Here is a 17,443-nt window from a genome sequence, read left to right as displayed (position 1 = left end):
AGTCCCCCGGCCAATGGGTGGGCGGCTGTTGCGTTGGGGCCGTTGGGTGCTCGGGGCGTGGCCCATGACCCGTCCCCACCATCGGAGGACGGGCCACCGCTTACGTCGTGCGCGCGCCGGGCCGCCTACGCCGTGAGGCGTGCGTCGGCCCAGTCGGCGTGGTCGTGGTCGACTCCGTCGCCGCCGTCCTTGACACGCAGGGTCAGCTTCTGGACACCACGGACGTCTACGTCCAGAGCGCGGGCCGCGTCGGTGCCGGAGAGGACCTCGGTGGTGGCCACGGGTACACCGTCGGCAAGCACCTCGAAGGACACGCTGCCTCTCCCACCGACCTCGTCGTCCACGCCCACGAACGCGCTGAACTCGCGGTACGCACCATGCAGTTCGACGACGACCTCGGCGTCCGCGTGCATCCCGAGGCCCTTGTCGTACGTCGTCCCCCGGATACTCAAGGGTGCCCCGTCCGAGGCGCCCCGTTCACCATTCGCCAGGTCGCGCTCGACCGGTCCCCAGCCGTTGCGTTCAGAGTCGAACGCAAGGTTGCTGACGTAGTCGACGCCGGGCGGCGAGACGAACACCCGCACCGTGCGGTCGACTCGGAGCACCCGCCCGCCCGGCGCGCGGTACTCGGCGGAGATCACCACGTCATGACCGCCTTCCCGCGCGGCCTGCGGCACGCTCACGGTCCACGTGCCGGACAGGTCGTCCCCGGTGGGCAGTTCGTCCGCTCGAAGGGTGTCGCCCTTCACCTGCCAGCCCTCAGGCGCGCGCACGGAGAGCGTGACGTCCGAGGCGGGCCCGGACTGCTCGACCGCGAATCGGCCGGTGACGTCGACGGACGAGCCCGAGTCCACCTCGGCTCGGGGCGGGTCCACCGTCAGCGAGGTCAGCGGGAGGCGCGTCACCGGTCGGTCACACGTCTTGCGTCCCGCGGTGGCCTCGCACACGAGCGCCGCGAAGCCGCCGTGTTCAGCGGTGGGTACGTGGAGGGTGTCGCGGCGCGTGACGGTCCGGCGCTCGCGGACGAGGCCCTCGTCACCGTCCCGTATCACCTCCGCCAGCCAGCGTCCGCCACCGAGGAAGTCCAAGGAGACGTCCTCGGTCCCCCTCGGTCCCGCGCTGACGCCGCCGAGGAACCAGCGGTCCCCGTGACGACGGGCAAACGTCGCCTTCTCTCCTGGGTGGCCGCCCAGCAGCCGCGACTCGTCCCACACGGTGGGGACCTGTTCCAGGAACCGCTCGAGTTCCGGACGGTCCCGGTAGGCGCGTATCGACCCGGCGAAGTGCTGCAGGCCGGACTCGAACACCACGGACAGACCGAGCTCGGCGGCGTCCGAGATGGTGCGTGTGCCGAACTGGAAGGCCATCGGCGTGTAGTCCATGGAACCGACGGCATTGCGGGTGAAGGGCAGGGCGGTCACAGCGGCCGCGGGGACGGTGCCGTACTCGGCGCCGCGTACTGCCTCCACCGTCAGCACATGCGGCCAGGTCCGCTGGATGCCCTTGGGCACCGACGCCCCGTGGAAGTTGACGAGCAGCTTCTCACGCGCGGTGTCCCGCAGGATGTCGTCGTACCAGCGGAAGCGCTCCTGCGCGTCGGAATCCATGAAGTCGATCTTCAGCCCGGCCACGCCCCACTTCTTCACGCGGGGCAGGAACTCGGCTCTTTCCACCGCCGTGTCCAGGTCGGTCCAGTGCACCCACAGCAGTACGCCCACGCCCCGCTGACGGGCGTACTCGGTCAGCTCGGGCATCCAGTTCGTCGTCTTCCAGCCGTCGTCGACGAGGGCGTACTGCCAGCCGTGCGCAGCGCTGTAGTCGACGAAGCGCTGCTGGGTGGTGAGGCTGCGCTGAGCGGGGGCGAAGCCGTCCAGCCAGGACCACGCGACCTTGCCGGGACGGATCCAGGAGGTGTCCTTGATACGGGACGGCGCTGCGAGATCGTCGACCAGCGTGGATTCGGTGACGGTGGCGAGGTCGCCCACGACGACCGTCCGCCAAGGCGTCGCGAGCGGGCCCGTGGAGGTGACGGCGGCGCCGTTGGCCAGCTGGACGTCGTAGCGACCGTCGCCCTTCCGATGGACCAGGTGGCCGGCGGCGTAGCGCCCGTCGATATCGGACTCGGTGATCAGGGCGTACGTCTCGCCGATTCGGAAGAGGGAGGGATGGGCGTATGAGCCGTCGCCGGCATCGGCTACACTGGTCTGCTTGTATTCCCCCTCGTAGTAAGGGGTGTACGGGGCGAGCCAAGCCTGTGCGGTGTCAGGGAGCCGGAAGGCGGACGCCTCGCGCACCACGGTGATCTCGCCGTCGACCGGCAGGACGTAGCGGTAGGCGATACCGTCGTCCGCCACCCGGACGAGCAGGTCGAGTTCGGCGCCGCCCTTGCCGGTGAACGAGAACCGGGACTCGGTCATCCACGCGCTGCGACGCAGCTGCTTGCCGGTCGTCATGGTGTAGTGCTCGGTCACCTGACGTGTGGCGCTGGAGGTGAACCGGAGGCCCGAAGTGAGATCGGCGTCCTTGGTGACGACACCCAGCGGGGCAGGTTCGAGCACGGTGCTGGAACCACGGCGGGCGGCCAGGGTGAGGGTCCCGTCGGCGGCGTCCAGGCGGACGACGGCGCTGAGTCCGGTCGGTCGATGGCCGGGCTGGCGTACGGTCCAGCTCTCCCCGCCGCGGTCGGCGGCGTGCGTCGGCGTGGCGAGGGTGCCCAGCGCGAGCAAGGCGCTCAACAGCAGTGTGAGAGAGGCTGATAAGAATCTTCGGTGCGATCCGCTTGGTGACGTGCTGGGCGATGCGCGCACGAGGTTCTCCATCCGGGTTCGACATCGTTGTCTTCCTTGTGGAACCGTGGACATCCCTTCCCCATACGAGTGCGCACAACCGCTCCTGCCCGTGGGGGACTTGGGACGGACAGCACAGGTCTCCTGCCGCATACCAGACGATGTCAGTGAGTCCTGACACTGTGTGCGTCGTGGATGAACTCGTGGAACGTCTCGACGTTCACGACCGGGTGCTGGGAGTGGTCAGCCGGTCGGAAGCGGTCCGGAACGGCTGGCTGCACCGGGTCGGTGTGGTGGTGTGCCGCGATGGGCAAGGTCGCTTCCTTGTCCATCGGCGAGCCGAGCACCTCTCCCGCTTCTCGGGACACTACGAACTCGGCGTCGGAGGCGCTGCCGCAGTCGGCGAGTCATATGTGCAGGCCGCCGCCCGTGAGCTGGCGGAGGAGCTGGGCGTGCGGGCGACCGTGCGCCTTCGGTTCACGTTCCTCAACCGGGCGGGGCTCAGCCCCCACTGGCTCGGCGTATGCGACGCCGTGCTCGCGGAGTCCATCGTCTCCGATCCGGGTGAAGTGGCCTGGCACGGCTGGCTGACCGAGTCAGAGGTGCGGCGGACATTGCGGCAATGGACCTTCACCCCTGACAGTCGGGAAGTCTTCGATCGGTACTGCTCTCGATGAAGACCTTCGATGCGCCGGCGCGCTCCTCCTGTCGCCCCGCGGTCACCGCACGTTGCCGCCGGCGGCGGCAGGCCGGTCGTCGCGACCCGTGAGCCGGAACCCGACCGGGTAGGTCCGGGTGACCGCGCCGTCGGCCGAGATCACCTTTCGACGGCGGGCCCACGGAGGGGCACGTGGGCCCGATGGGCAGGGCTCTCGATGTCCGGCACCTTCGCACTCAGACTCGCCGTCCGGCGACGACCGACGAATCATGTGGTTGTCGAGTGCTACCGGCGCAGGCGACGGGACGAGGTCGTTCCGCTGACGGAGTCGGTCTGCCCCCCGGCACCCGCTGAGAAGGGAAAGATCATGAAGGAGTTCCTGGTCGAACTGACCACCACCGTCCCCGAGGGAACCGACCGGGCGGTCGTCGACGAGCGTCGCGCCGCCGAGGCCGTACGGGCCAAGGAACTGACGGCGCAGGGGCACCTGTACAGGCTGTGGCGCCCGGTCGGAGAGCTGCGCAGCATCGGTGTCTGGCGTGCCGACGACGAGGCGGAGCTGCGGGCGAAGGTGCTCGGCAGCCTTCCCCTGTGGCCCTGGATGACCGCGGTGATCACACCTTTGGAGTCCCACCCGAACGATCCGGGCCGGGCCGCCTGAGCCTTCGGCACGGAGGTGCGCGAGCTCGCCGACGCCCTCGTGTCCGGCTACCTCGGCGTCGACTTCTCCTTCGTCGACCGCCCGACCGTCTCCGTGCGTCTCGGCGTTGTTCTCAAGCGTGTCGGTCGCGCGTGACTCGTCAGCCACTGCCAGGTGTCCAAGCTCGCCTGACGGTCACTGCCGAGGGAGGTGTAGTGCCTCCCGTCGGCGGGTGAACCGTGCCGCACCTGAGCCAGCCGGCGCAGGGGTCCGGGCGCCTCCGGAGGACGGGCCGCACTGCACCCGCGCCGGTCACCCGCCGGGTGCGCGCGGCCCCCGAGGACGCGTGACCGCTCGGCTCCACGACGGTGACGGGCGGCTACCGACCGACGGCGGCGGGCGCACTCCTCTTGCGAGCGCGATAGGCCGCCGCCTTGATCTTGTTGCCGCAGGATTCCATGCCGCACCACTGCCGACGCGTGCCGCGCGAGCGGTCGATGTAGACGCGGGTGCACTCGGGGTTGCCGCACTCCTTGAGCAACGGCGCATCGGTACCCGCGAGCAGTTCGACCGCGAGCCTGGCGACGGAGGACAGGGCCTGTTCCGGAGCCGCCTCCGTGTGGCGCCCGGCCGCCGTCAACTGAGGGACCGCCGGAGGTCTGCGCGCGGCGTCGTTCAGCGCGCGCAGTGGCCCGGTGTCGTACTCCTGCCCCTGGCGCAGCGCGGTGACCAGCGCGTAGATCGCCTCGCGCACCGCTATGGCCTGTTCGACATCCTCCTGACCACAGGGCTCGATCCGGTCGATCAGCCCGGATTCCACGTACCAGGCCTCGAGCCGGTCCGGTGAGGCGAACATCTCGAACCGCACCGAACGCCGCGCGCGCAGCGTCGCGGCGAAGTCGAGCGGTGGACTACCGCAGACGAAGACGTGGTCGAGATTCACATCACCACTTTGTCAGGTGACTCTCGCGGGCAGCAAGGGACGGCCGATCCGGTAGGGGAGCCGGGTGGGTGGCAAGCCGGTGGTGTGCACAGCCCGTCACGGGCTCCCGCTGTCGCCCCTTCCCCGACTTCGGGCGCCGACCGCGAGTGCCGTCGAGGCCCGGCACCGTCGATCGTGCCGTCGATCCGGCGGCGAGCCTGGTGCTGCGTCTATCGTGATGGAGGGCGCTTCACACCCTTTCCAGAAGTATTTCCGTCTTGAGTCGTATGTGCCTTCTCAGCTGGTCGGCGTCGTCGATGACGATCGCCTCTCCGACCGATCTGGAGCCGTACATGACCACAGCCCAGGACCTGTCCGCCTTCGCCGCCGTCCGGGGCACCGATCTCCGTCTGGAGCCGGGTGACCTCTCCCTCGCCCTGGCGGGTGCCGAACTGGTCGACCTTGTCGGCCTTCAGGCCGTACTCCTCCATGCCGACCGGCTCCTGCCCGCCGCCTCGCCGCGCACCGAGGACGCCGTACTGCTCGAAGCCGCTTCGGCGATCGTCCGGGATTCCCCCTACGAGACCGTGGAGGAATGGCTCTGGCGCCGGGGCCGTGACCTGGCCGCACGCTACCGAGCCGCCCTTGTGCCGACCGGGGACGGCACACCGTCACGCCCCTACCGGCATCCCTTCCGCCGGGCCGGTACCCTGCCCGTCGACCTCTCCGCGGTGGACCGTGCGATCGACCACATGAAGGGCGGAGAGCCCGTTCTCGTCGCTCTCGCGGCCGCCGCAGGGATCGCGGAGGTCACGGACGAGACGCTCGGTGACCTGGACCAGGACGAAGTGGCCGTCGTGGCCGCGGTCCAGCAGGCCATCACGCAGCTGGCCGCGGAACGGCAGCGCAGATCGGTCGAGGGAAGAGGCTTCGACAACATCGCGCGGGGCTTCTGACCGCGCCGTCCGGGCGGCCGCGCACGGCGGTGCCGGCAGCATCTTTTGCCGGGTCGCCCGGGTGATGGTGGGATGGAAGACAGTCACCGGCGCCGGACGCCGGTGACCGCGACTGCCGCCCGACGAGGTGCTCGCCACGGACCCAGCCACCCGGAAGCCAGTCCCTGATGGTGGCGTTCGCGGGCGGCCTTTCTGACGACGGAGACACCTATGCATACCTATCGTGTCGCTCAGGTGACGACTCCGAGCGGGCGTTTCGAGGTCGTCGAGCGCGAGGTGCCCCGGCCGGGACCCAGACACGTGCGCCTGGCCGTTGAGGCATGCGGCATCTGCCACAGCGATGATGCCTTCGTGACCGGCAGCATGCCCAACACGCGTTTCCCGCTGGTCCCCGGACATGAGGTCGCCGGACGCATCGAGGAACTGGGCGAGGGCGCCGAGACCTTCGGCTGGAAGGCGGGCGACCGGGTGACGGTCGGTTGGTTCGGCGGCAGCTGCTGGCACTGCCCTGCCTGCCGACGGGGTGACTTCATCGTGTGCGAGAACCTCAAGATCCCGGGCTATGCGTACGACGGGGGCTACGGCGAGAACATGATCGCGCCGGTCGATGCCCTGGCGCGGATTCCGGATGCCCTGTCGGCGGCGGACGCGGGGCCCATGGCCTGCGCGGGCGTCACGACGTACAACGGGTTGCGCCGCAGCTCCGCTCAACCGGATGACAGGGTGGCCGTGGTGGGCCTGGGCGGTCTGGGACATCTGGCCGTGCAGTTCGCCGTGGCCATGGGTTTCGAGACCGTGGCCGTCGCCCGCGGCTCGGAGAAGGCGGAGCTGGCCACGCGCCTCGGGGCGCACCACTACATCGACAGCACGGGGGCGACTCCGGTCGCGGAAGCGCTGCAAGCCCTGGGAGGCGTCAACGTGGTGCTGGCCACGGCCGGGAACTCCGAAGCCATCACGGCCACCGTCGATGGGCTGACGTCGCGGGGCGAACTCGTGGTCATCGGGGTCTCACCCGAACCTCTGGGCATCACACCGCTCCAGCTCATCCTGCCGGGCAGGGTGGTGCGCGGCCATCCGTCCGGCACCGCGCAGGATGTGCAGGACACCATGGACTTCAGCGCCCTGCACGGCATCCGCCCCATGGTGGAGACCGTGCCCCTGAGTGAGGCGGACTCCGCCTACCAGAGGATGCTCTCCGGTGCGGCCCGTTTCCGCATGGTCCTCGCCAACGGCTGACCGCCCGCGCGAGGGCGTCCGGGCCGGCACCGGTCCGGAACGGCACGGTGGGGACCGCGAGTAGTGCAGGGCTGCCATTCGCCGCGTACTCCCGCAGGCGTGGCAGCGGCCGAGCCGCGTCCCCATCCGGCGAGCTCTGGAGCATGTCCGTGGGTCGGGTCACCGCTGGGTGGGCCGTCGCGAACCGGGCCGTCATCGCGCCATCCATCAATTGCTTGACGAAGCAAGCTTGCGCATGTCATGCTGCGTTTCCTGTGATTTTCATGCTGAAGTGTCCTACTTGTTCACGTCTCCGGATGCCTGTAACGGGTTCCCGGACCAGCTCATCCTTGTGGTAGGCAACCTCTTGATCGCTTTCCTCGACGAACAGAAGTGTGGAGTCATGCCAGGCATCGCAGAGCAGTCGGACCCGGATGAGAGAGAACCGCGACCTCTCGACGCCGACGAGGAGGCCGTGGTGAGGGCACTGAGTCGTGTGATCTACGCCCTGCCTCGCGCGATTGACGCGGACATGGTGCGCGAGCAGCGCTTGTCCCTCATCGAGTACCTCGCTCTCGCGAACCTCTCAGAGGCCCCCGACCGGCAGATGCGTATGGGCGACCTCGCTGCCGCCGTCGAGATGTCGCTCAGCGGCATGACACGACTGGTCACCCGGCTGGAGAGCCAGGGACTCGTCCAGCGAGTCAAGTCCTCGCTCGATGCCCGGGGTTCGAACGCCATCCTCACCGACGAGGGCTTCGCCCGTCTCGAAGCCGCGTGGCCGTCGAACCTGGCGTCCGTGCGCCGTCACTTCCTCGACCACCTGACGGGCCTCGACCTCGGGCAGCTCGCGGCGGCCCTGCGGAACATCGCCACGTGAGAGGGGCTCGCCGGCGTTGTTCGGCGACGCGCAGGCGCTCTCCGGCGCGGGTGGAGTGAGCGCCAGGCGCGCGTGGGCAGCGTGCGTCAGCTCCGACCAGAAGAACCTCCCTCACTGCCGGCCAAGGCCCCTTTTGCCGGCTGGGCGGCGCCCGCCGTCATGGCGAGCCGTGTGCGACGAGGAGGGGAGGATGACTTCAAGGAGGAGGCTCCTCCTGCGCGACAGTCCGTACGGCCTCCATGTGCCGCTGCCCGCCACGGCCGCGCCGGACGTCTCCCTCCCCCCCCCATGGATGACGAGATGGCGCCGCGCACTTGATCGGGGTCATCTCGTCATCTCGTTCCCGCGTCGCAAAGACGGTGCCGCAGCCGATCGCGTCACCGGCTTGACGGGTGACGGGGTGGGTGCGACATTGTGATCACCGGTCCCTGTACGGCTGAACAGGCATGGCGGAAGAGGGAGACATCATGAGCACTGAAGGCGCGATGGACGCCGCGACGGCTGCTCGGCTCGAGCGATTCGGCCGGCTGCCGGAGCGCATACGCATCGAGGACATGACCGAATCGAAGGTGGCCACGCCCGACGGGACGGTGGTCGATGCCTACAACCCCGAGAGGTCCTGGAACTACTTCTCGTGCCTCGCCCTGGACATGGGCCTTTGACGGAGTCGGCCGGTCGGAGCTGAGGTACGCGACGCGTCGTGACGCGGCCCCCGGAATCACGCACGGGTCATTCCGGCCCGTCGGGAACGGAAGGCGGCCCGACGGGCCGGATCTCAGGGTGCCGCTATGCGCTGCAGCGCCTCCGCGGCCGCCGCCACGTTGCAGCCTTCCAAACGGGAGAAGATGTGACGGCGCACGCTGGCGAGGTTCGTGGGCCACGCCTGCTCCAGCATTTGCCATCCCGTATTGGTGAGCAGGGCCAGCCACGCCCTTCCGTCCTCGGGGCACTTCTGCCGGGTGACGAGTGCTTGCGACTCCAGACGGTTCACGACCCGGGTCATCCCACTCAGGGAAAGCCCGCACGCGTTGGCCAATTCGCTCATGCGCATCCGGTTGTCCGGAGCCTCGGAGAGGTGGACCAGGACCGTGTATTCGGTACCGGAAATCGGAAGTTCCTCGAGCATGTCCGCATCGACGACCCGGGGCAAGAAGGCCATCACTTTGCCGAGAGCCCGGAGGAACTTCTCCTCGTCCGGATTGAGCGGAATGATCGTCGTAGCGTCTGGCATGAGCACAGTCTAAATGGCACACCAGTCCTCGAACGACGGCCAGTTGCGCTGGTGTGAAGTGCTCGCACACAACGTTGAACAGGACACTGGCGATCAATCAATCGATCGACCGGCAAACACATGACGCGTGCGGTGTCCATTTCTGCTTCAACCGCTCGACACCCTCGGCCAGTTCCTCCTGTTGCCGTCGGTGAGCGGCGACGTGCCTGTTCGATGTACCGCGCTCGGAGCGTGGCGGTCGACTGCTGTCGGAGGTGCGCGGTGACCGTACCGTTCACAGCAAGCGTGTGCGGTAGAGACGTTCTCGTGTTTGCCAGCGGCTTCCGGCCGGACAGAGGGGCCGATGTTCCCTGGGTCGGGCGGCTACTCCGCCGTAATGATGCGCTCCACGGCGGCCGTTATGAGTTGCTCACGCTCCGACGCCGTGAAGACGTCCGGCAGGGTGAGCTGTTCGACGATCAGCCAGTTCAACGTCAGGATGAGCAGCTTGACCGCCGTGGTGTCGCCGGGGAGCCCGGAAGCCTCGTGGTAGGCGACATTGGCATCCACGTCGGCCCGGACTCGCTCTGTGAGGACCTTGCGCAGTTCGGGGCGGCGAGTGGCTTCCAGGCGGAGTTCCAGCAGTGCGAGGTAGCCGGTTCGGAAGGAAGCTACGCGGCCGACGAGTTCGCGCATCAGTTTCACGTAGGTGTCCCGGTCGCGGCCCGCCGCCTGCTGGCGGGCAATCGTGGCCTCGTCGGGCTGGAGTCGCTCGTAGACCCGGGCGCCGGCCTGAGTGAGCAGGTCGTCGCGACTGGAGAAGTAGTTGGACGCCGTACCCGTGGGAACGGCCGCCTCGGTGTCCACGGCTCGGAACGTCAGGCCGCGCGCGCCTTCCCGGGCCAGCACCTCGATCGCCGCGTCGACGAGGGCCGCGCGCCGCTGGTCGTTCCGTCTCGCCATCGACACCACTCCGAATGCAGTACTACGTTGAAACCACTTCAAGCAGAGTACTACGCGTGTGGGGCAGGGGTATTGCGCGAAAGCTTGTGTACTCCATCGGCGTCTCGCTCGACGGCCGCATCGCCGACCACGGCGGCGGGTTCGACCTCTTTTCCGGGGGCGGAATGCGACGCCTGGCTCTCGGGTTCTTCTTGATCATGCGATGTGCCGCCCGCCCTGTGCGGTGCGCACATCTTGGTGACGTACCTATGGGAGAACCGTTGAAGCGCTCGGACGGCACATACCCCCGGCCACGTCTCCGTCGTGTCCGCCTGCCCGGAACGGTCCGGTCCCTTTGCTCAGCTCCTCGGGTCTCGCTGACCCGAAGAAGTGAGCCGGCCTGCGCGGACCCGGAGTCGGCGGGGCGGCCGCGGTCGGACAGTTGATCACGGTACCGGCGGCACGGTTCCGCAGTGTCCGGGCTGCCCGGTCTCAGCGGTGACCCGACCCGCTGCAGAGGCGTCCCGACTCAGGCGGCTTCGGCGACCCGGGTGTCGTGGGCGCGCAGCAGGGCGAGGCAGTTGGACCACAGAGTGCTCAACTGCGAGGTGCTGTTGTAGAGCTTGGCGAAGAGGACCTGGCCTTCGAGCTGTGCGACGACGGACCGAGCGGCTTCGCGTGGGTCGGCCACCGAGATCTCGCCGCGCCCAAGGGCCTCGGTGACGGTCGCCTCGACCATGTCCACCTGCGCCTCGAAGATCTGCTGGAGGCGTTCACGTACGGCGTCCGTCTGATTGCTCATCTCCAGAGAGAGATTGCCGAACATGCACCCGGAGACCACTCCGCAGCTGTCCTGGCCGGCCCGCTGGCGGTTCTCGGTGGCTTCGAAGAGCTGCCTCAACCGCTCCAGGGGCTGGGCGTCGCCGTTCAGAACGCCTTCCCAGTCCCGCTTCTCGGCGGCCCACTGCTCGTCGATGACGGCGAGGGCAAGGGCTTCCTTGGACTCGAAGAAGTAGTAGAAGCTGCCCTTGGGTACCTCGGCCGTCTTGCAGATCTCAGCCACACCCAGCGCCGAGTATCCCCGCTGCTCGAGCAGTGTCCGAGCAGCGGTGAGAATCCTGTTCCTGGCATCGCTCGTGCGCCCCATAAGGGGGAGTATACGACCGATCGGCTACTATGCCGGGCGCTTCGATGAACGGTCCCGGATGCCCTCGCGACCTCGACAAGGACCGGTCCCGCGCCCCCGCACGACCTCGCCACCCGTGCCTTGTGCGCCGTACGGCTCGCGCTCCTTGCGCGGTCAGGAGCGCCCTGCGCGGTCACCCGCGACGAAGTGCTACTCCGGGGAGGGGGATCCCAATGCGCGGGATCGTCCACCGACTGCCGGGAAGCCGGGTCGGCCGGGCAAGCGGACACGCCAGGCTTTCGATGCGCATGCGGCCGTCGGGCCGGGCGTCCGCGGCAGGGGAGACGCGCCGAGCGCGTCCGGGAGCCGGGGCCCACGGCCCTTGGTCGTTCCGGGGGACCTGACCGGCGTGTAGTCGTACTGGCTGCGCCCTGATCCGTACGGTTCGGGCCTATGGACTTCCACGGTCGGTTGCGCGGCGTGATCGATCCGGCGGACGCCAGGCCGCGGCCGGTGCCCTCCGATGCCGGGACTGCCGCGCTGTGGGCGGCCGCCTCGGCAGGCGGGTCGTCGTGACGGGATCGCGCGGCGTGGGCTGCGGAGCCCCCGGGTCGGCGCCCGGCCCCTCGTGCCGTGCCGCCGGTGAGTGTCCGTGCGCAGTGATCGCCCCGTGCCGCACGCGGCCGTCTCCCCTTGCATCCGCCCTATCGGGCACCGCTGTAGAGGAAGCATCGTGCTGAACGCGTTGAGCCCTGTGTTCAAGACCCCCGACTTGCGCAAGAAACTGATCTTCACCCTCGGCATCATCGTGCTGTATCGACTCGGATCACATGTGCCGATTCCAGGCGTGGACTACCGGACGGTTCAGAGGTGCGTGGATTCCGTGTCGAAGGGGGAGGGAATCCTCGGATTGGTCGACCTCTTCAGTGGCGGGGCCCTTCTGCAGATCACGGTATTCGCGCTGGGCATCCTTCCGTACATCACGGCCAGCATCATTCTTCAGCTGCTCACCGTGGTGATTCCGAGGCTGGACACGCTGAAGAAGGAAGGGCCGTCCGGGCAGGCGAAGATCACACAGTACAGTCGCTATCTCACGGTGGGGCTCGCCGTCCTGCAGGGGACCGGACTCGTCGCGACGGCGCGCAACGGCGCGCTGTTCCCCAGTTGCCCGGAAGCCTCGAACATCGTGCCCGACCAGTCCGTCTTCATGACCGTGGTCATGGTCATCACGATCACGTCCGGTACGGCATGTGTCATGTGGTTCGGGGAGCTGATCACCGAGCGCGGCGTCGGCAACGGAATGTCCATGCTCATCTTCATCTCCATCGCCTCCACGCTTCCGGCGGCCATTTGGGCGGTGAAACAGGAAAGCACGATCGCCGATGGATGGCTGGCTTTTGCAGTTGTTCTGCTGGTCGGGTTCGCCATGGTGGGCCTGGTCGTCTTCGTGGAGCAGGCACAGCGCCGTATTCCCGTCCAGTACGCGAAGCGGATGATCGGCCGAAAATCCTACGGGGGTACGGCCACATACATTCCACTGAAGGTCAATCAGGCCGGTGTGGTCCCGGTCATCTTCGCTTCGTCCCTTCTCTACATTCCGGCCCTCATCGCACAGTTCGCCGGATCGGGCTCGGGTTGGTCGGCGTGGGTCATGAACAACTTCACCAAGGGGAATCATCCCTTTTACGTGGTGGCCTACTTCCTCCTGATCGTCTTCTTCTCCTTCTTCTACGTGGCGATCACGTTCAACCCGGACGAGATCGCGAGCAACATCAAGCAGGCCGGAGGGTTCGTACCGGGAATCCGGGCCGGCCAGGCCACCGCGGAGTACCTGAGGTACGTCCTGAACCGGCTCACGTGGCCCGGATCGATCTACCTGGGGCTGATCGCGCTCGTCCCTACGGTGGCGCTCGGCAATTTCGGCAGCTCCAACCAGCTCACGGGCACCAGCATCCTGATCATCGTGAGCGTGGGGCTGGAGACCGTGAAGCAGATCAGCAGTCAGGTCGAGCAGCACCGCTACGAAGGCTTCCTGCGCTGAACGCGCCGGCTGTGTGGGCAGCCTTGCGGCAGGGGGCCTCGGCGGGGCGCGCCCTGCTCGGTCCGGCCTCTCCGACGGATCCCGGCCGTCCCGGTCCGGCCGGGAGGGGGTACCGCGTCAACGGGCGATGCCGCCCACGGCGGCGGGCGCTGCGCCACCCGTCGGGCGACCCGCCCGAGGGGCATGCCGGTCGGGCGGATCGACCGACGGGTGGCCCGGAGCGGGACTGCGGCAGCGGGGCGAGGTATGACCGCGACCGAAAGGCTGCGCACTCCCCGGCCCTGGTACGGCCGTGTCTCACGGCGTCTCACCCCACACGGCAGGGGGCGTACGGCGAGACGGCCCTCCCGGCCCCCGACGTGAGGGGCTACGAGACCCGTTGGTCTGCGCGTTCGCACGCGCAGACAACGCGGGGGCCGGCTACGCGGCGCGCAGCGGCGCGAGCGCCTGACTCCAGGCCACGACCTGGTCCAGGGTCGCGTTCAGAGCGTCGACCTGGAACTCGCCGGGCTTGAGGACGCTGAAGTTCTCGAAGTCGTGGAACAGCGACAGCCCGACCTGGGCGCGGACGTCGGCCATCTGCAGCTCACCGGCGATCAGACGGAGATGCTCGACAGCGCGGGCGCCACCCATGGCGCCGTAGCTGACGAACCCGGCCGCCTTGTTGTTCCACTCGGCGTAGAGGTAGTCGATCGCGTTCTTCAGAACGCCGGACGTCGAGTGGTTGTACTCCGGCGTCACGAAGACGAAGCCGTCGAAGCCGGCGATCTTGCGGGCCCACTCCTGGGTGTGCGGCTGGGAGTACTGACCCATCGAGGGCGGAAGCTGCTCGTCCAGGTGGGGAAGCTTGTAGTCGAGGAGGTCGACCAGCTCGAATTCCGCGTCGCTGCGCTTCGACGCGATGTCGAGCACCCAGCGCGCCACGGCCTCGCCGTTGCGGCCGGGGCGGGTGCTGCCGAGGATGATTCCGATCTTGGGCATGCTGAACCTTTCGGGAAGGCCATCTCGGGAACAGATCCGAGATGTAGTTGCTGAGGCAAGTAAACATTCGAAAGATTGCTTCGTCAAGCAAATCCGGAGGTGACGCCCGTCGAACCCGTCAAGGCGTGCCCGTCGTGTCCGCCTGTCCTCCAGGGGCCTTGCGGGCAACTCTCAGGTCATGGAGCCCTCGAGCAGAGAAGACAGACCTGTCTGCTCTGAGTGTCTGCGCGACAGTCACCGTTCCGCGATCTGCGCCGCGGGCGCCGGCTCGGGGGCGAGTTCCGACCGGGCCGGGAAGTCGCTGGACCGCACGACTGCCGTGTGCTCGACGCGGTGACCGCTGCGCAGCAGCCCGGCCAGTGCCACCAGGGCCAGCAGGATGACCGCCCCGCCGTACTCGCGGGCGGTCGGCACCAGGCCGCCGCCGTGCACCACCAGGAACCCGCCGATCACGGCCGGGACGCCGAGGCCCACGTAGCAGACGACGTACAGAAGCGACAGCACGCCCGCCCGCTCGTGCGGCTCGACCAGCGGGACGACCAGTCGGATGCCTCCCTGGAAGCCGGCGCCGAACCCGAAGCCCGAGATCGCCGCACCCACGAAGAACGTGGTCACGGCGAGGGATCCGCCGTTCGAGGTCAAGGACGCCAGCGTGATCAGGACGCCGACGATCAGCGACCCGATGCCGGTGAACATGACCCTGCGCGTCGCCGTCCCGCGCAGCAGCAGCACGGCAAGCCCGGCGGAGGTCGCGAGGACGAAGAGGGGCAGGCCGCCCCACACCACGGAGTCGGAGCGGACCAGCGTCCGGATGATGGCGGGACCCAGCGCGGCGTACAGGCCGGTCAGCGCCCAGACGGCGAACATCACCGGCGCGGCGATGGCCACCGCCGGCCGGGCCGTCCTGGGCAGCTTGAACTCGGGAGCCATGCTGGCCAGCGCACCGCGTTCGCGGGAGACGGTCTCGCCTATCGCGAGCACCGCCAGCGCCTGCAGCGCGAACACGCCCAGCAGCGCCAGGTAGACCAGGCGGGTCGGGGCCGGGAGGTACTGCACCAGCACACCGGAGACCATGGCGCCGCCCGCGGTGCCGAGGGTGGGCGCGAGGGAGTTCATGAAGCCGCCCCGGCGCGCGTCGATGTCGAGCATGCCGGCGCCGAGAGCACCGACCGCGGCGCCGGTGCTGATCCCTTGCAGGACGCGCCCGGCGAGCAACGAGTTCACCCCGCCGGCCTCGGCGAACACCACCATCGCCAGTGCCTGGCCGAGCAGGGCGACCAGCAGCACAGGCCGTCGGCCCACATGGTCGGAGATCTTCCCGAAGACCAGGAGCGAGAGGAGTACGGCCAGTGCGTAGATGCCGAAGACGACGGTGACGGTGATGGGGGAGAACCCCCAGTGCTGCTGGTAGATGGCGTACAGCGGGGTCGGCGCGCTCGACGCCGCGAGTAGGGAGATCAGGATCGAGGCCAGCACGCCGATGGAGGCGGTGGGTCCGAGCCGCCCCCGGCGCGGGGCCGCGTGGGCGGGTGCCCGCCTCTTGGACGTGCTCAGCGAGACGGACCGGGGTGTGCGGGATGCGGAGCGCATGCGGTACTTCCCGTTCGGCGGATTGGGAACCCCATACTAGACAGATCTGTCTGTTCGTAGCGGCTTGCGGCCCCGTGAGACATCTCGCAGCGGATTCGGCGGCCGCCGGGAATGAGGCGGCCTCACCCGCCGACGCACCTCACGGCCCCTCCAACGACCGTTCGGCCACCGCCTCTTACTCCGGCAACCCGGACGCGGTGATCCTGGTTGGAACAGACCTGAGCGATGAGCAGACGTAACAACTGGCCCGCTGGACGAATCTGTCCGACACCACGTTCGTCCTGGCGACCACCGTCCCGGAGGCGGGCTACCGGCTGCGGATCTTCACACCCGAGGGTGAGCGGCCCTTCGCCGGGCACCCCACCCTCGGCTCCGCCCCGCAGCACGCCGACCATGAGCGAAGGTGGAGGTCCTGGCGGGCGTGGTCTCGACGTTCCCGCCTCCCTCGTGCCAGGCTGCCGACGTGGCCGGACAGTCATGGTCTGTATGGCGTCGGTGGCCCGGAGGCCGGGCGGAGAGGGAATGGGTTCATGACGAGCGCGGTGCAGAGCTACGGTCTGATCTGGACCGACCCCGACGGTGCGTCGCAGGCGTCGGCAAAATTGTTCGAGAAGACGGCCGCCCTCCAGCGCCGGCGTGCACTCAAGGCCTCAGGCTGTACGCACGTAAAGGTGGTGAAGGTCCGCCCCGGCGAGATCCCACGGCTTCACACCTGAGCCGCGCTGGGCATCACCCTCGGGCCGCCCGGTGGACCTGTCTCTGATCACACGTGTGCAGCCAGGAGTACGGCGAGGTGACGTCGCACGGGGCGGTGTCACGGCGACCCCCGCCTGGTTGATGGGGCGAGGCGGTCGACCACGGCTGAACCGGCCGGAGCTACAGGGGCTGTGCCGCCCGGGCCACCGCGACAGCGTGCGCGGCGGCCCCGACGGCGCGGGCAGCGGACCGTACCGCCGGGGAAAGTGCTCGGCTGCCCCGCCGGCCGCGTCCGGGTGCGGCGAGCGGCATCGCCTCGCAGCTCAGTCCAGCAGTGCGGTCGCCTCCACCTCGACGAGAACGTCCGGCTCGAAGAGATGCTCCACCCCGATGAGTGAGGCTGGCGGCAGGGGAAGCGGGAGCCCGATCTCGTCGGCGACGGCCTCCACACCGCCCATGAAGTCACCGATCTTCTCCGGGCTCCATCGGGTCACGTAGAACGTCAGGCGCACCACGTCCGTGAAGGTCGCACCCGCGCCCGACAGCCCGACGGCCGTATTGCGCAACGCCTGGGCGACCTGCCCGGCCAGGTCGCCGGGCGCGACGGCGGTCCCGTCGGCCTGGCGCGCGATCTGTCCGCTGACGTGGACGTGTTTCGTCCCGGTGCCCACGGCGACGTGATGGTAGGGGACGGGCTGCAGCATGCCCTCCGGCGTGACGTACTGAACAGTCATGGCGTCTTCTCCTCTCAGGAAGTATCCGTAAGCTACCTAGTGGCAGAAGGACACTTCAACGAGACC

16 protein-coding genes and 1 pseudogene are annotated in these 17,443 nt (G+C 68.6%); 9 read left to right on the top strand and 8 right to left on the bottom strand.

Features of this window, described 5'->3' with window-relative positions:
* Positions 1-125: 125 nt before the first annotated feature.
* Complete coding sequence (locus ABZ899_RS26040) at positions 126-2,735, bottom strand: glycoside hydrolase family 97 catalytic domain-containing protein (RefSeq protein WP_361350461.1); 2,610 nt, start codon at positions 2,733-2,735, stop codon at positions 126-128.
* A gap of 212 nt (positions 2,736-2,947) precedes the next feature.
* Here ABZ899_RS26040 and ABZ899_RS26035 point away from each other — a divergent pair, with 212 nt between their 5' ends.
* Both ABZ899_RS26035 and ABZ899_RS26030 read left to right on the top strand, forming a co-directional pair.
* The gene (locus ABZ899_RS26035) at positions 2,948-3,463 is read left to right on the top strand and encodes an NUDIX domain-containing protein (RefSeq protein ID WP_361350459.1); all 516 of its coding nucleotides are present in this window, start codon (positions 2,948-2,950) and stop codon (positions 3,461-3,463) included.
* A gap of 348 nt (positions 3,464-3,811) precedes the next feature.
* Entirely contained in the window at positions 3,812-4,105 is a 294-nt protein-coding gene (locus ABZ899_RS26030; RefSeq protein WP_361350457.1) for a muconolactone Delta-isomerase family protein, read from the top strand.
* Positions 4,106-4,463: 358 nt separating this feature from the next.
* Here the strand turns inward: ABZ899_RS26030 and ABZ899_RS26025 are convergent, their stop codons facing one another.
* Positions 4,464-5,027, bottom strand: a complete 564-nt coding sequence (locus ABZ899_RS26025; RefSeq protein ID WP_361350455.1) for an ABATE domain-containing protein — start codon at positions 5,025-5,027, stop codon at positions 4,464-4,466.
* A gap of 332 nt (positions 5,028-5,359) precedes the next feature.
* Between ABZ899_RS26025 and ABZ899_RS26020 the strand changes: the two genes are divergently transcribed.
* From ABZ899_RS26020 to ABZ899_RS26005, 4 genes are all read left to right on the top strand, one after another.
* Entirely contained in the window at positions 5,360-5,962 is a 603-nt protein-coding gene (locus tag ABZ899_RS26020; protein WP_361350453.1) for a GPP34 family phosphoprotein, read from the top strand.
* 210 nt (positions 5,963-6,172) lie between these two features.
* Entirely contained in the window at positions 6,173-7,198 is a 1,026-nt protein-coding gene (locus tag ABZ899_RS26015) for an alcohol dehydrogenase (protein WP_361350452.1), read from the top strand.
* Positions 7,199-7,469: 271 nt separating this feature from the next.
* A complete protein-coding gene (locus ABZ899_RS26010) occupies positions 7,470-8,057 on the top strand; it encodes a MarR family winged helix-turn-helix transcriptional regulator (protein WP_361350450.1) in 588 nt (195 codons plus the stop codon).
* Between the two features lie 467 nt (positions 8,058-8,524).
* The gene (locus ABZ899_RS26005; RefSeq protein ID WP_361350448.1) at positions 8,525-8,719 is read left to right on the top strand and encodes a hypothetical protein; all 195 of its coding nucleotides are present in this window, start codon (positions 8,525-8,527) and stop codon (positions 8,717-8,719) included.
* 113 nt (positions 8,720-8,832) lie between these two features.
* Here the strand turns inward: ABZ899_RS26005 and ABZ899_RS26000 are convergent, their stop codons facing one another.
* The 3 genes from ABZ899_RS26000 to ABZ899_RS25990 all read right to left on the bottom strand — a co-directional run bounded on the left by ABZ899_RS26000 (position 8,833) and on the right by ABZ899_RS25990 (position 11,356).
* A complete protein-coding gene (locus ABZ899_RS26000) occupies positions 8,833-9,288 on the bottom strand; it encodes a MarR family transcriptional regulator (protein ID WP_361350446.1) in 456 nt (151 codons plus the stop codon).
* 363 nt (positions 9,289-9,651) lie between these two features.
* Positions 9,652-10,230 (bottom strand): TetR family transcriptional regulator, encoded by a 579-nt coding sequence (locus ABZ899_RS25995; protein WP_361350444.1) that lies wholly within the window; start codon positions 10,228-10,230, stop codon positions 9,652-9,654.
* A 508-nt stretch (positions 10,231-10,738) separates the two neighbouring features.
* Positions 10,739-11,356 (bottom strand): TetR/AcrR family transcriptional regulator, encoded by a 618-nt coding sequence (locus ABZ899_RS25990; RefSeq protein WP_361350442.1) that lies wholly within the window; start codon positions 11,354-11,356, stop codon positions 10,739-10,741.
* A gap of 712 nt (positions 11,357-12,068) precedes the next feature.
* Here ABZ899_RS25990 and secY point away from each other — a divergent pair.
* Positions 12,069-13,376, top strand: a complete 1,308-nt coding sequence (secY, locus tag ABZ899_RS25985; protein WP_361350440.1) for a preprotein translocase subunit SecY — start codon at positions 12,069-12,071, stop codon at positions 13,374-13,376.
* A gap of 420 nt (positions 13,377-13,796) precedes the next feature.
* Here secY and ABZ899_RS25980 read toward each other — a convergent pair whose 3' ends face one another.
* Both ABZ899_RS25980 and ABZ899_RS25975 read right to left on the bottom strand, forming a co-directional pair.
* Positions 13,797-14,357: an NAD(P)H-dependent oxidoreductase gene (locus tag ABZ899_RS25980; protein WP_361350438.1), complete on the bottom strand. Its 561-nt coding sequence runs from the start codon at positions 14,355-14,357 to the stop codon at positions 13,797-13,799.
* Between the two features lie 234 nt (positions 14,358-14,591).
* Positions 14,592-15,947: an MFS transporter gene (locus ABZ899_RS25975; RefSeq protein ID WP_361350436.1), complete on the bottom strand. Its 1,356-nt coding sequence runs from the start codon at positions 15,945-15,947 to the stop codon at positions 14,592-14,594.
* 242 nt (positions 15,948-16,189) lie between these two features.
* Here ABZ899_RS25975 and ABZ899_RS25970 point away from each other — a divergent pair.
* Both ABZ899_RS25970 and ABZ899_RS25965 read left to right on the top strand, forming a co-directional pair.
* Positions 16,190-16,270, top strand: a pseudogene (locus ABZ899_RS25970) (hypothetical protein); the annotation flags it as partial.
* 207 nt (positions 16,271-16,477) lie between these two features.
* A complete protein-coding gene (locus ABZ899_RS25965; protein ID WP_361350434.1) occupies positions 16,478-16,663 on the top strand; it encodes a hypothetical protein in 186 nt (61 codons plus the stop codon).
* Positions 16,664-16,966: 303 nt separating this feature from the next.
* Here ABZ899_RS25965 and ABZ899_RS25960 read toward each other — a convergent pair whose 3' ends face one another.
* Positions 16,967-17,377, bottom strand: a complete 411-nt coding sequence (locus tag ABZ899_RS25960; protein WP_361350432.1) for a RidA family protein — start codon at positions 17,375-17,377, stop codon at positions 16,967-16,969.
* Positions 17,378-17,443: the final 66 nt, after the last annotated feature.

The sequence above is a fragment of the Streptomyces sp. NPDC046859 genome (genome assembly GCF_040645135.1).
GTDB lineage: Bacteria > Actinomycetota > Actinomycetes > Streptomycetales > Streptomycetaceae > Streptomyces.
The sequence above is the reverse complement of the archived record's forward strand: the minus strand, read 5'-3'. Positions and strand labels throughout refer to the sequence as shown.

Coding starts and splice junctions, on each gene's coding strand:
- ABZ899_RS26035 (WP_361350459.1), top strand. CDS start 2,948: ATGTCAGTGAGTCCTGACACTGTGTGCGTCGTGGATGAACTCGTGGAA.
- ABZ899_RS26030 (WP_361350457.1), top strand. CDS start 3,812: ATGAAGGAGTTCCTGGTCGAACTGACCACCACCGTCCCCGAGGGAACC.
- ABZ899_RS26020 (WP_361350453.1), top strand. CDS start 5,360: ATGACCACAGCCCAGGACCTGTCCGCCTTCGCCGCCGTCCGGGGCACC.
- ABZ899_RS26015 (WP_361350452.1), top strand. CDS start 6,173: ATGCATACCTATCGTGTCGCTCAGGTGACGACTCCGAGCGGGCGTTTC.
- ABZ899_RS26005 (WP_361350448.1), top strand. CDS start 8,525: ATGAGCACTGAAGGCGCGATGGACGCCGCGACGGCTGCTCGGCTCGAG.
- ABZ899_RS26000 (WP_361350446.1), bottom strand. CDS start 9,288: ATGCCAGACGCTACGACGATCATTCCGCTCAATCCGGACGAGGAGAAG.
- ABZ899_RS25995 (WP_361350444.1), bottom strand. CDS start 10,230: ATGGCGAGACGGAACGACCAGCGGCGCGCGGCCCTCGTCGACGCGGCG.
- ABZ899_RS25990 (WP_361350442.1), bottom strand. CDS start 11,356: ATGGGGCGCACGAGCGATGCCAGGAACAGGATTCTCACCGCTGCTCGG.
- ABZ899_RS25980 (WP_361350438.1), bottom strand. CDS start 14,357: ATGCCCAAGATCGGAATCATCCTCGGCAGCACCCGCCCCGGCCGCAAC.
- ABZ899_RS25975 (WP_361350436.1), bottom strand. CDS start 15,947: ATGCGCTCCGCATCCCGCACACCCCGGTCCGTCTCGCTGAGCACGTCC.
- ABZ899_RS25965 (WP_361350434.1), top strand. CDS start 16,478: ATGACGAGCGCGGTGCAGAGCTACGGTCTGATCTGGACCGACCCCGAC.
- ABZ899_RS25960 (WP_361350432.1), bottom strand. CDS start 17,377: ATGACTGTTCAGTACGTCACGCCGGAGGGCATGCTGCAGCCCGTCCCC.